9 protein-coding genes and 1 pseudogene are annotated in these 14,212 nt (G+C 42.7%); 2 read left to right on the top strand and 8 right to left on the bottom strand.

Annotated features, from left to right (window positions below; translation table 11 throughout):
- Positions 1-30: 30 nt before the first annotated feature.
- From DXD68_RS13290 to DXD68_RS13280, 3 genes are all read right to left on the bottom strand, one after another.
- Entirely contained in the window at positions 31-912 is an 882-nt protein-coding gene (locus DXD68_RS13290) for a YitT family protein (RefSeq protein WP_122362039.1), read from the bottom strand.
- The gene (gene leuS / locus DXD68_RS13285; RefSeq protein ID WP_122362038.1) at positions 912-3,749 is read right to left on the bottom strand and encodes a leucine--tRNA ligase; all 2,838 of its coding nucleotides are present in this window, start codon (positions 3,747-3,749) and stop codon (positions 912-914) included. Before leuS ends, DXD68_RS13290 begins: the two co-directional genes overlap by 1 nt.
- A gap of 63 nt (positions 3,750-3,812) precedes the next feature.
- Complete coding sequence (locus DXD68_RS13280; RefSeq protein ID WP_122362037.1) at positions 3,813-4,376, bottom strand: ORF6N domain-containing protein; 564 nt, start codon at positions 4,374-4,376, stop codon at positions 3,813-3,815.
- A 248-nt stretch (positions 4,377-4,624) separates the two neighbouring features.
- Between DXD68_RS13280 and DXD68_RS13275 the strand changes: the two genes are divergently transcribed.
- A complete protein-coding gene (locus DXD68_RS13275; RefSeq protein WP_122362036.1) occupies positions 4,625-6,451 on the top strand; it encodes a thiol protease/hemagglutinin PrtT in 1,827 nt (608 codons plus the stop codon).
- Between the two features lie 102 nt (positions 6,452-6,553).
- Here the strand turns inward: DXD68_RS13275 and DXD68_RS13270 are convergent, their stop codons facing one another.
- The 5 genes and pseudogenes from DXD68_RS13270 to DXD68_RS13250 form a co-directional block, all read right to left on the bottom strand.
- Complete coding sequence (locus DXD68_RS13270) at positions 6,554-7,993, bottom strand: arylsulfatase (RefSeq protein ID WP_122362082.1); 1,440 nt, start codon at positions 7,991-7,993, stop codon at positions 6,554-6,556.
- A gap of 169 nt (positions 7,994-8,162) precedes the next feature.
- Complete coding sequence (locus DXD68_RS13265) at positions 8,163-10,130, bottom strand: T9SS type A sorting domain-containing protein (RefSeq protein WP_158585882.1); 1,968 nt, start codon at positions 10,128-10,130, stop codon at positions 8,163-8,165.
- A gap of 111 nt (positions 10,131-10,241) precedes the next feature.
- Positions 10,242-10,325, bottom strand: a pseudogene (locus tag DXD68_RS24850) (GLUG motif-containing protein); the annotation flags it as partial.
- Between the two features lie 170 nt (positions 10,326-10,495).
- Complete coding sequence (locus DXD68_RS13255; RefSeq protein WP_122362034.1) at positions 10,496-10,837, bottom strand: hypothetical protein; 342 nt, start codon at positions 10,835-10,837, stop codon at positions 10,496-10,498.
- Positions 10,838-10,882: 45 nt separating this feature from the next.
- Positions 10,883-11,140: a hypothetical protein gene (locus DXD68_RS13250; protein ID WP_233577141.1), complete on the bottom strand. Its 258-nt coding sequence runs from the start codon at positions 11,138-11,140 to the stop codon at positions 10,883-10,885.
- Positions 11,141-11,539: 399 nt separating this feature from the next.
- On the opposite strand from DXD68_RS13250, the gene mutS reads away from it, so the two are divergent.
- On the top strand, positions 11,540-14,161 hold the full coding sequence (gene mutS / locus DXD68_RS13245; protein WP_410510723.1) for a DNA mismatch repair protein MutS: 2,622 nt from the start codon (positions 11,540-11,542) through the stop codon (positions 14,159-14,161).
- The last annotated feature ends 51 nt before the right edge of the window (positions 14,162-14,212 follow it).

Raw genomic sequence — 14,212 nt, 5'->3', positions numbered from 1 at the left:
GGAAGTGCTTTTAATTGTTTGAATAATATTTTAAGTTTTTATCTGGTCAAATCCTTCTCCGTAAACTCCACGGACAATACTTTGGGAAATAAAAGCCTGGTGGTCTATCTGTTTTACCAGACGGAAGATGGATACTGATTCCGATTTTTTAGCCAGTAGTACAACCACTTTGACCGGTTTACGGGAATAACCTCCTACACCGTCCAGTATGGTACATCCTCTGTCCAGGTCGTGAATGATCCGCTCGGCTATTTCATCATACTTCTGCGAGAAGATGAGGAACTGCACCGATTGGCGGTTTCCGTTCAGCACCATGTCGAGGACATAGTTACTGATGATCATTTCAACAAAACCAAAGACGATCTTATCCACGTTATGGAAGAGGAAAAAAGAGGAACTGATAATGAAGAAGTCACAAAATAACAGTGCGCGTCCGATAGATATATTCTTATATTTATTGACAATCGCTCCGATAATATCTGTTCCACCCGTACTTCCGTTCGCTGAAAATACCAATCCTAACCCGGCTCCGCAAAGGAGTGCACCGATCATGATCGCCATAAATGGCTGATCGTGTAATATGGGATTACCTTTCAGCAGCCATTCAAAGAATGACAGGGATGCGGAAAGTGAGAATACTCCAAAGATTGTTTTTATAAGGAATTTGAATCCCAAAATCTTCAGAGCGGCTAATAGTAAGACTACATTGATAACAAAGTATGAAACCGACACCGGTATTGCACCGCCGGTGGCAAAGAATATCAGTGCGCAGATACCGCTTACACCACCGGTGACAATTTCATTAGACAGGATAAAAGCGTTGAACCCGAAACCATATAGTATGGTTCCCAGGAAAATCGTCAGATAATCCTTTATAAAATAATAAATAGCATAAGATTTACTTGTTTTCATCAGATTACGATATTAACGATCTTACCCGGAACGACAATGATCTTTTTAGGAGTCTTGCCTTCCGTCCACTTAGCAGAGCTTTCATGACTAAGAGCGGCTTTTTCAACCTCTTCACGGGGCATGTCAGCCGGAAACTCCATACTGAAACGGGCTTTTCCGTTGAATGAGATAGCGTAAGTAACTGAATTTTCTTTCAGGTACTCTTCGTTGTGCTGAGGCCATTGAGCATCGCAGACCGTAGTCGTATGACCACATTCATGCCATAACTCTTCTGCAGTATGAGGTGCGAACGGAGCCAACAGGATAACCAGTTGCTCCAGGATAGCACGCTTATTACATTTCAGGCTGCCTAATTCGTTAATACAGATCATGAAAGCACTGATAGAAGTATTAAAAGAGAAATGCTCGATATCGAATGTTACTTTCTTGATCAGTTTATGTAATGATTTTAATTCTTCAGCTGTAGGTTCAGCGTCTGTGATCTGCAAACTTTCAGTGTTACCATAGAACAAAGCCCACAGTTTCTTCAGGAAGCGATGAACACCGTCAATACCATTTGTATCCCAGGGTTTAGATTGTTCCAACGGGCCTAAGAACATTTCATACAGACGTAAAGTGTCCGCACCGTATTTGTCTACGATCATATCCGGATTTACAACGTTGAACATCGATTTAGACATCTTTTCAACAGCCCATCCGCAGATATATTTACCGTCTTCCAGTATAAATTCTGCATTATGATATTCCGGACGCCAGTTTTTGAAAGCTTCGATATCCAGTATATCATTGGATACGATGTTAACGTCTACGTGAATAGGAGTTACTTCATACTGGTCTTTCAGGTTCAGGGATACGAATGTATTTGTATCTTTAATACGATACACGAAGTTTGAACGTCCCTGAATCATACCTTGGTTGATCAGCTTGCGGAACGGTTCTTCTTCGCAGATTGTTCCCATATCATACAGGAATTTATTCCAGAAGCGGCTGTAAATGAGGTGACCGGTAGCATGTTCCGTTCCACCGATATACAGGTCTACATTACGCCAGTATTCATTCACTTGTTTATCTACCAGGCCTTCATTATTATGAGGATCCATGTAACGCAGATAATAAGCGGAAGAACCGGCAAAGCCAGGCATAGTACAAAGTTCCAGCGGGAAGATTGTTTTATTGTCTATTTTGGATGTTTCTACAACCTTTTTGTTTACAGAATCCCAAGCCCATTTAGTTGCATGTCCCAATGGAGGTTCGCCTGTGGCTGTCGGCAGGAATTTATCCACTTCCGGCAGTTGTAACGGTAATGCTTCGAATGGTAACATCTGAGGCATTCCGTCGGCATTGTAATAAACAGGGAACGGTTCGCCCCAATAACGTTGGCGGCTGAAGATGGCATCGCGCAGACGATAGTTAATCTTTACACGTCCCAGTTGATGTTCGGATACATATTTTTTGGTAGCAGCGATTGCTTCTTTTACAGTTAAGCCGTTTAATGACAAGTCGCAATAAGGAGTTACATCCGGTCTCGGTGAATTGCAGACAATACCTTCTTTGGCATCGAAGCTTTCTTCGCTTATATCGCAGCCTTCGATCAACGGAATGATAGGCAGGTTGAAATGTTTTGCAAATGCATAGTCGCGACTATCGTGTGCCGGAACTGCCATGATAGCACCTGTTCCATAGCCGGCCAATACATAGTCGCTGATCCAAACGGGTACTGCATCACCCGTGAACGGATTGATAGCATACGAACCACTGAATACACCGGTTACAGAACGATCGGCAATACGTTCACGTTCCGTACGTTTCTTGGTACGATCCAGATAAGCATCTACTTCCTGCTTTTGTTCAGCTGTCGTCAACTGAGCAACCAGTTCGCTTTCGGGAGCCAATACCATGAAAGTTACACCGAACATAGTATCTGCACGGGTTGTAAAGATGGTAAATTCTATATCACTATCTTTCACTTTGAATTGGATTTCGGCACCTTCGCTACGACCTATCCAGTTACGCTGTGTTTCTTTCAGTGAATCCGTCCAGTCGATCGTATCCAGTCCGTCCAGCAAACGTTGTGCATAAGCAGATACACGCAAACACCACTGGCGCATCATTTTCTGTTCAACAGGGAAACCACCGCGTTCGGAAACACCATTCACGACTTCATCGTTAGCCAGTACGGTTCCTAGTTCGGAACACCAGTTAACCATTGTATCACCCAGGTAAGCGATACGGTAGTTCAGCAATATAGCTTGTTTTTCTTTATCGCTTTTAGATTTCCATTCTTCAGCGGTAAATTGCATTTCTTCACCACAAGCAACATTCAGGCCTTCCGTACCTACTGTTTCAAATGCTTTGATCAGGCTTTCGATAGGTAATGCTTTCTTTGCGTCGTTACAGTAATAGCTGTTGAACATTTTAATAAATGCCCATTGTGTCCAGTGATAATACTCCTTATCACATGTGCGGATTTCACGGCTCCAGTCGTAGCTGAAACCTATTTTGTCCATTTGCTCGCGATAACGGGCAATGTTTTGTTTGGTTGTTACTTCGGGATGTTGTCCGGTTTGGATAGCATATTGTTCTGCAGGCAGACCGTAAGCATCATATCCCATTGGGTGTAATACGTTAAATCCCTGTAACCGTTTGAAACGGGAATAAATATCAGAAGCGATATAACCGAGCGGATGTCCAACATGTAGTCCTGCACCGGATGGGTAAGGGAACATATCCAACACGTAGTATTTGGGTTTATCTTTGTTTTCTTTCACTTTATAAACCCCGTTGGCAATCCAGTATTCTTGCCATTTTTTCTCGATTTCTCTGAAATTGTACTCCATAATATCTAATCGTTTTTTATCGTTTTCAGTTTAAAGCCACAAAGTTAGTCAATTTATTTTGTTTTACTTCACATAACCTATTTTCGGTCTGGAGTTACCAGGCTTTTCTTTATTTTTAGAGGCAAGTTCTGCCAGGGCAAGATAGATATCGTCAAAATGTTGCTCATAGTTTTCATGATCTTTACTGAGACTTTCAATGTCTTCCTGAAGAAATTTGACTTGCTGCTCCAGTTCTGATAGCTTCTTATTAGTAGACAGTTTATCACAATTTGAGATAAACTGTTTTCTCATTTGAACAAAGGCACGCATGATGTTAATATTTACTTCAATAGCAATGTCACTATTAAGTATTCCGGAAAGCATGGCAAGTCCGGGTTCAGAAAAAGCGTAAGGAAGTAGTCTCCTTCCACCTCTACCATTTTTTGGTATCACAAATTGTGATACCAAAGAAAATTCTTCTTCATTAAGTTGGAACATGAAATCTGGAGGAAAACGTTTTATATTACGTTTGACAGACTGATTAAGTATTCTGGTTTCTACTTGATAAAGTTCAGCTAAGTCAAAATCCAACATAACTTGTATACCTCTGATCTCATAAATCTTGTTTTGTATTACCTGTAAATTCATAGTTTATAAATTTTGGTGATTAATAAGTGGCTAAATGTATGAATAATATTTATTTGTCAGAAGATTTCGATATACTTATTTTAATGATCTATGCATTCTCACTCAAATAAAGTGGCAAGTGAAACTATTTTTCTCCTTTCTTTGTTATAAGAACATCTTTATTAATGAATTAAGTAAAAACGCCATTAATACCCTTCAACCAAACCTCTGATAAGCGCAAACTAAGTTTAAACTAAAAAATGACGAGTATGAGAAGATGTACTTTTATTTTCTTTATCGCCTTGTTGACAATGTCGATAAGTGCTGCACCTATTGATGTAAAACAGGCAAAGAGCGTAGCCCTCAGTTTCCTGAAAAGTAATTCTCCGCAGACAAAAGCTTCGGAGTCGGGAGTGACACTGGTCTGGTCGGATGCCGGAGCGGCTACCAAATCAGCCGGTTCCGTACAGGATGCTACCTTTTACGTATTTAACCGCGAAGATACCGACGGCTTTGTCGTTGTGGCCGGTGATGATGCCGTATATCCTATTCTAGGTTACGGTATGCAGCAACTGTTTGAAAAAGACTCCATGCCGTCCAACCTGCGTGGATGGTTTGAAAGTTACCAGCGCCAGATCAACTGGATACGTGAAAACAAACCGGAGGTTTCGAAGGATGTCACAGCCGCCTGGAACGAAGTTCGCCAGGGCAAGATGCAGTTGAAATCGACCGGAACGTTGTTAAAAACTGTCCTTTGGGATCAGATGACACCTTATAATAACTTGTGCCCGGTAGTAAACAGCCAGCGTACGCCGACCGGATGTGTTGCCACCTCGACAGCTATCGCCATGCAATATCATAAATGGCCGGACGTAGGACAGGGGAGTCATTCTTATACTTCGCAGACTTATAATCTGTCTCTTTCCGCTACTTTCGACACTCCATACCAGTGGGATAACATGCCTTCTACCTACACGGCAGGGCAATATACTACTGAGCAGGCCCAAAACATAGCCACTCTGATGTACGATTGCGGTGTTTTCTCAGAAATGAATTATGCTCCCGGTAACAGCGGTGCCTTAACATTGACAGCAGCCCAGGGGCTTGTCAATTATATGAAATACGATAAATCTCTCCATGTCCTGCAACGCGATAATTATCAGAAAGACGAATGGGAAGCTATTATCAAAGGTGAACTGGATGATAACCGTCCTGTTGTCTATGGTGGTGAGAATGATCAGAAAGAAGGTCATCAATTTATCATCGACGGTTACAACGATGCCGATTATTATCATGTGAACTGGGGATGGAGCGGACTGGCTAACGGGTATTACCTGTTATCTGTCCTCGAACCCGAAGTGCAGGGAACCGGTGGTAATAGCGGAGGTGGTTTCTCGCTTGGTCAGGATGCTATTATCAGTATGAAAAAGCCGGTGGAAGGTTCTACCTATCAGGATGTATTAGCCTTTTTCTATGGGGAAAATCAGGGAACAGTCTTTGCCGGCCTTGAAGCCACCACAGAAGATTTTGAAGAAAATCAGCTTTTCGGTGTTCAGTATGGTTATGTAGGCAACATGAGTATCCGTGATTTTTCAGGTAACCTGGTTGTCGCTCTTGTAGACAAAAACGGGAATACAAAAGAATTTATCTCCAGTGAAGAGCCTGTTACTATCCAGATCGAACGTGGAGTAGGACAGGAAGTTCCTTGTACGATCACAAAAACGATTGCTCCCGGTGACCGTATCCGTTTGTTATATAAAAGTAGTGACGGGAGTGAATGGAAATGGGTGAGAGGCAATAATAATACGACCGGTGAGATCGTGGTAGCTGCCGATCCTTCTACTTCAACGGAAAATATAACAGCCGAAACAGGTGTTTCCGTTTCTTATGACGTAGCCGGAACGGTTCAGATAACTGCCCCTATTGCAATTAAAGAAGTGGTCTTGTATGATATGAACGGACGATTGATGAAAAAACAATCAGCCAGTAATAATACTCAATTATCACTTTCTTATGATAGCTATCCGGACGGAGTTTATGTATTGGAAGTTATGACTGTGGAAGGACGAAGTAGCCATAAACTGGTAAAGAAATAATTAGGTATTATAAATAAAAGCAGGCTGGATTATTTTATTAATTAATCCAGCCTGCTTTTATATTTATCTTCAATCATATCGTTGAAGCCAACGAAATGGTTTTTACTTTTTCAGCAATGGCCAGTTAGGATCTTCAATATGTTCGCGTACCATGATCTCTTTCAGCTCGGCCACCTTTTCCGGATATTTATCCAACAGGTTGTATTTTTCCGAAGGATCGGCTGCTAAGTTATAAAGTTCATAATACGGTTTATCTCCACGGATATTCATGTGTACCAGTTTCCATGAACCCTGGCGTACAGCCTGACGGCCATTCATTTCCTGAAATTCGAAGTACAGAAATTCATGTTCCTTCTGTCCTTTGCGGTTTTGCAACAACGGCAGCATGCTTACGCCGTCCATTTCTTTCTGTTTCGCTTTCGGATGGATGATCTCTTCGAAAGTAGGCAATACGTCCCAGAAAGAACACATGAAATTCGTTTCTGTTCCCGGCTGTATGTGTCCCGGCCATGAAATGATCATCGGCACACGGATACCGCCTTCATACAGGTCACGTTTGTAACCACGGTAGATGCCATTGCTGTTGAAGAAATCAGGATCGGCGCCACCTTCCATGTGAGGGCCGTTATCGCTGGCGAATATAATAATCGTGTTATCATATAATCCTTTGTCTTTCAGTTTCTGTACGATCTGTCCCACATATACGTCCAGGCGATAGATCATCGCTGCGAATGTAGCATGCGGATAAAGCTGTGTGCAGTAACCCCCTTTACGGAATCCCGGATTGCCCGGTTCTGTTCCTTTATAAGCTTTTTCCGGATACATACCACGGAACTTTTTGATGATGCTGTCTTCCGGCACGATCAGTTCGGCGTGAGGTAGAATAGTCGGATACCACATGAAGAACGGTTCGTCTTCTTTTAGATTATCCAGGTAATCGAGTGCTTTGGAGTGGATCAGGTCTTGCGAATAGGTTCCTTTTCCATATTCAACATCCAATACGTTATCTTTCAGTTCGACACGTTGGTCGTTATCCCACAGATGGTCAGGATAATAGCTGTGAGCCAATAGCTGGCAGTTATATCCGAAGAATGTTTCGCAACCCTGGTTTTTAGGATCACCGGTAGTGCCAATGTAACCTAATCCCCATTTACCGAAGGCAGAAGTCTTGTATCCTGCATCCTGCATGACATGGAAGATAGTACGTGCATCAGCAGGTAATGGGAATTGTCCTTCCGGATCCAGTTCCTTGTTTCCACGGATAGGAGTATGTCCGCTGTGTGTACCTGTCAACAGGCAGGAGCGGGAAGGGGCACTGACAGTTGTTCCTGAGTAACACTGGGTGAAACGCATACCGTTTTGTGCCAGTTGGTCGATGTTGGGAGTGCTGAACTTTTCCTGTCCGTAACAACTCAAATCGCCGTATCCCAGGTCATCTGCCAGGATGAATACGACATTCGGTTTTTTGTCTTTGTTTTTTTGTGCATGCACAAAAGGGATGGCCGCAATCAGGCCGGAAGCGAGTAAAATAGTTTTTTTCATGAATCTAAGATGTTTCTTATCAGACATGCTGGCAAAGTTATATTTTTTTTCTGAAATAAATAGAGAAGGGGACACGTTTCAAATATAACTTTGACGTATCCCCTCTGACTAGTAAACTCTATCGGTTTTGGCTATTTTTTTATCCCTTTGACTAAGGAAGCATTATTTACTAAATAATTACTTTAAACTGTTCATTATTAATACGAATTATGTAGAATCCTTCCGGTAGCGGGATGGTTACCGTTTCGCCTGTTATAACAGGTTGCTTCTTTTGCAGTTTGCCCTCAACCGTATAGATGTACAGTTGTCCGGTGGTTGCAGATATAATATGTAGACATCCTCCCTCCGTCCATACTTTCGATTGGTCGGTTTTAATCGTTTCATTAGCTACCGGGTCGGGGTTCTTAACGATATTATCTATATAGATTTCAACCGGCTGGCGAATGTATTTTATTATATATGCTCCGTCGCTATTTCGGGGAGTGATGGTTTCACCGCGATCGGTGGTCACAACAGGTTCGGACAGATCATATTCTTTATCAAGCGTAAGATAGAAACGGAAACTACTCCATGCCTCCACTTCATAAATACCGGCTATCGGATCGGTTGTTGCACCTTCCACTTGTGGTAGTGTAACCGAATGGAAAACCGTGGGTGTAGGATCTGGATCAGGTATTACAGGGTCGGGATCGGGTGGAGTCGGTTTGACATCGAAAGAGGCACTGATTTTAACATCACCAGTTACAATATAAGTATCGCCGGATTTAAAAGGGTTATCGTTTACATTGAGACTGGTCAGTTCATACCCATCGTTAGGTGTTGCGGAAATGATTAATTCGGTTCCTCCGGCAATAGGTGCACCGGATTGTATGGAATTTTCGGTAGAAGAGGATACAGTTATCGTACCGTTCTGTGGTATGTCATACTTGACGGTAAAAGTAAGGAAGTCGGACTTCGGAATGTTCGGTTGTACTGGTTTACCTGCAGAATTTTCACCAAATACTTTTAATATTGGCAGATTTATACCGTCAGGGTCGAACGACCAGACATCCGTGTCGTCCCATCCGTCAAAGGCGTTTCCGTTACCTTGTGTGAAATTAGTGGAAGTAAGGTCGTCACCGTCTTTGCCGGAGGCTTCATCTGTCCAATCTCCGGGAATAAGTGGACTGGCAAAATTCGAGGTGAGCGTACCCTGTTTATCTGCTGTTATGCGACCCAAGGATACTTCGGGAGAGGCTTTCAGAGAAAGTTTGTCTTTAGCAATTTCGCTTATTCCCTCTATGTTTAGTGCAACGCAATGGGTTATACTTCCAGCATCACTCCGGTTTAGGCCGGCGATACCTCCTGCTGCGTAATTTGAACTTATTTTGCCTGTAGCATAACAGTTTTGGATGGATGTTCCTTGGTAACTGCTATATTTGAGACCCACTCCGACAATCCCTCCGGCAAAAGAGTCTTCCTCTTCTTCGCTTTCTGCTACTACATTTGCCGTCGAAGAACAATTTTTGATGATTTCTGATCCAGCATATGCGGCAATTCCTCCGGCATAATTTCCCGTTATATTTCCGGATGTATAGCATTCTTCAATAGAGCCAAAACCTATATAGCCAGCTATGCCACCAACTACGGGAGCAGTAATGTCACCTGAACTCCAGCATTTTGATATAGTAAAAAGAGAAGTGGTATATTCATATCCGACAATTCCTCCGGCAGCCTCTGAAGCAGTAACAGAAGCCCAATTATAACATTCTGTAACTTTTCCTCCATATTTATTGTGTCCTACGATACCCCCAGCCTGACCTTCAGTTTCTTTTGTAGAGATAACACCTTTGACCCAGCACTTTTCTATAGTCCCTTCTGAAAAATCTCCTACAATGCCTCCGGCATAAGCACCTGCAGATATATTTACACAGGCGGTACATTGGGATATTGTACTGGCTTTAGACTCAAGACCAACAGGTGATAAATCGCTTGTACCGGTAATTCCTCCGGCATAACTGTTAGGAGAAGCATCCTTTCGTTCATCGACTGCCATAACAGAACCCGAATAGTGGCAGTTTGTGAAAGATGAATGTGCATTGATTCCGGTAATACCTCCAACCATAAGGCCTGATCCACCTGTAAGAGTAGCTTTCACGTTCACAGAACTACGGCAATCAGTTATGTAGCTAGTTATTATGTGTCTGATCAAGCCACCTACGGTTAGTTGGCTAGAGAGTTTAATGTCTACTTCGCTTGTTATATCTCCTCCTTTTACACTGCAATTTGTTATTGGGCTATCCTCAACATAACCAGCTAGTGCTCCAACATATCCTGCACTAGTTGTATGCAGCCCTGCTTCTGCGATTTCAATATGTAAATTCTGTATGGAACCGTTCTCTATGTATCCGAATAAACCTGCATAATTAATATCATCAGATTCAGTTATATTAGCCAGGTTGCTTATCGTTTTATTATTGCCATCAAAATAGCCTTTGAATGGAACATCGGCACTGCAACCTATCAGTACTTTTTATTATTCAAATCTATATCCTCTGTTAGCTGGAAATACAGGTCTTGAAAGTTTGTATATTCACTTATTTTATCTCCGTTTGTCAACTCTAGTTCCTTTCCGCCGGCATTTGTTTGTTGCGCTAGATAAGCCAGTTCTTCAGCCGTAGCTATTAGAATAGGTTGATTGACATCCTGTCCATTCCCCCCTTCTTCATTAGCGATGGCTTTGGCTATTCCTCCATCCCAGGGAGTATTTTCTGCATGAACTAGCCCACAAATAAGACAGAAAAACACGAATATAGGCAGTCTCTTAATTGATAGATGTAGTGAATTATTTATTTCCATGTTCATTAATGTAATTTTTAAGTATTTCGACGATGATCATCGATGATAAGGTTATTCGATTACTGGGCGATCTACGGTAGAAACTGAGTATAATTCTTCCTTGGCTACCTCCTTTAAATCGGTATAAGCACTCAATAATTCGGATGCCGAGAATTTACTTTTTCCATTTGCTGCGATTTTACACAGGTCTTCAATCGATCGGTTTGCTACGTAAGTTACATTAAAAGTGAAGTCGTCTTCACGCTCTGTCAGCATGTTAGCAACAAGATTGCCGGTAATGCTGCGCTTTTTGGGTTCATTTGAGGCCATAGTGAGTAGATTTTAATTTAGTTCAGTAAGAACTTTGTCTGATATGCTGATTTATAGCTACTCTCTTTTGCGAATGCTTTTATTAATTAGGATAAATCATTTTTTTGAGGGGATGATATCATGACGGTTAATTCCCGTATTGGTACTTAATCAGTATTTTTTTATTGGCATAAATAATATCAAATACAGTTGTATTTAGGAGAAGCATTGATTATTAAACTTAGATATAAGGTGTGGAAAGTAATATTTACTATATTTGCATCCAGTATTAACAAAGTTCTTACTGGACTATGTTATTTTTCCTACCTTCATACTTTCGTAAAAAATTGTACCTTTGTACGGTTTAAATTTAATGACAAAAGCATATATCCCGTGGCAAAAATAGTTGAAACCCCATTGATGAAGCAGTATTTCGATATTAAAGCGAAACATCCGGATGCTGTTCTTCTGTTCCGTGTAGGAGACTTTTACGAAATGTATGGCGAAGATGCCGTAGTAGGTGCCGAAATACTGGGGATCGTACAGACTAAGAAAGCCAACGGACCGGGACAGTTTATCGAAATGGCAGGTTTTCCGCATCATGCACTCGATACTTACTTGCCAAAACTGGTCCGTGCCGGTAAGCGTGTTGCCATCTGTGATCAGCTGGAAGATCCGAAAATGACCAAGAAACTGGTGAAGCGTGGGGTTACGGAGTTGGTCACACCGGGAGTTTCCATCAATGACAATATTCTGAATCATAAGGAAAATAACTTCCTCGCTGCCGTTCATTTCGGGAAGGAGGTTTGCGGTGTCGCTTTCCTGGATATTTCGACCGGTGAGTTTCTGACTGCTGAGGGAACGATCGACTATATCGACAAGCTGCTCAATAATTTCTCTCCGAAAGAGGTACTTATCGAACGTAATAATCGCAAGAAATTTGAGGAAGTGTTCGGTCCCCGTTTCTTTACTTTCGAGATGGAAGACTGGGTTTTTTCGGCTGATGCCGCCAACGACCGCCTGCTGAGACATTTTGAGACAAAGAACCTGAAAGGTTTCGGTGTGGAACATCTGAAGCTGGGAGTGGTTGCTTCGGGTGCTATCCTGTATTATCTGGATCAGACACAACATACACATATTTCACATATCACGGCACTGTCACGTATCGAGGAAGACCGTTATGTACGACTCGATAAATTTACGGTACGCAGCCTGGAGCTGGTCGGTACGATGAACGATGAGGGCACCAGCCTGCTGGACGTAATCGACAAAACCGTTTCTCCTATGGGATCGCGCATGTTGCGCCGCTGGGTTCTGTTCCCCTTGAAAGATGTCAAACCGATTCAGGAACGCCAGAATGTGGTGGATTATTTCTTCCGTCATCCGGAAGTAAAAGAGATACTGGACGAACAGATCGAACAGATCGGTGACCTGGAACGTATTATTTCCAAAGTGGCTGTGGGACGTGTTTCTCCTCGTGAGGTGGTACAGTTGAAAGTCGCTCTCCGGGCGATCGAGCCTATTAAAGAGGCTTGTATGGCAAGTGACGAGCCGAGCCTTTCCCGTATCGGTGAACAGTTGAATGCCTGTACGGAGATACGCGACCGGATCGAGAAAGAGATCAATAACGATCCGCCCGCTTTACTGAATAAGGGCGGTGTCATAGCCAAAGGAGTCAATGCGGAATTGGATGAATTGCGTGCTATTGCTTATTCCGGTAAGGATTACCTGATACAGGTACAACAACGGGAAAGTGAGAAGACCGGGATTCCGAGCTTGAAGATTGCGTTTAATAATGTGTTCGGTTATTATATAGAAGTGCGCAACGCACATAAAGATAAAGTTCCGGCTGAATGGATACGCAAGCAGACACTGGTGAATGCCGAACGTTATATTACGGAGGAGCTGAAAGAGTACGAAGAAAAGATATTGGGAGCGGAGGAAAAGATACTTTCCCTTGAAGGCCGCCTGTTTACCGAGCTGGTAACCTGTCTTGCCGAATTTATACCTCCTATCCAGGTGGATGCTAACCTGATCGGTCGCCTGGACTGCCTGTTATCGTTTGCTAAGGTAGCGGAGGGTAACCGTTATATCCGTCCGAATGTAGATGATTCGGATGTGATCGATATAAAGTCGGGCCGCCATCCGGTGATTGAGAAGCAGTTGCCGTTGGGTGAGGCCTATATTGCCAACGATGTGTATCTAGATAGCGAGCAGCAGCAGATCATTATTATCACAGGTCCGAATATGGCGGGTAAATCAGCATTGCTGCGCCAGACGGCATTGATCACGCTGATGGCACAGATCGGTTGTTTCGTTCCTGCCGAGTCTGCCCGTATCGGTATGGTAGATAAGATATTTACCCGTGTCGGGGCTTCCGATAATATATCCGTCGGTGAATCTACTTTTATGGTGGAGATGAACGAGGCTTCGAACATCTTGAATAATATGTCTTCACGCAGTTTGGTTCTTTTCGATGAACTGGGGCGGGGAACAAGTACCTACGACGGTATTTCGATTGCCTGGGCGATTGTCGAATATATCCATGAGCATCCGAATGCCCGTGCCAAGACGCTTTTCGCTACCCATTATCATGAACTGAACGAGATGGAACGTTCTTTCAAACGAATCAAGAATTATAATGTATCGGTAAAAGAGGTTTCCAATAAGGTGATATTCCTGCGTAAACTGGTTCCCGGTGGTAGTGAACATAGCTTCGGTATCCATGTGGCGAAGATGGCGGGTATGCCGAAAAGTATCGTGAAACGTTCCAACGAGATATTGAAACAACTGGAAACGGATAATCGACAGGAAAGTATCGATTGTAAAGAGAAAGCAAAAGGTAAAGGAAAAGTAAAAGCAAAGCCCGTCCGGGAAATCGCTTCTGCTGCCGAAGGTTATCAACTCAGCTTCTTCCAACTGGATGATCCCGTACTAAGCCAGGTACGCGACGAAATCAAGAATCTCGATGTCAACAATCTTACTCCGATAGAAGCTCTCAACAAACTAAGCGAGATAAGGAAGATTATAACAGGGAAGTAAGACAGTTTCATGCTGAGAAAACAAAAGTTTCTTCCCTGTCTCCTTCGGTGG

The sequence above is a fragment of the Parabacteroides sp. TM07-1AC genome (assembly GCF_003480915.1).
Lineage (GTDB): Bacteria > Bacteroidota > Bacteroidia > Bacteroidales > Tannerellaceae > Parabacteroides > Parabacteroides chongii.
Note: the sequence above shows the minus strand (reverse complement) of the source record. Positions and strands in the feature narration are given on the sequence as shown.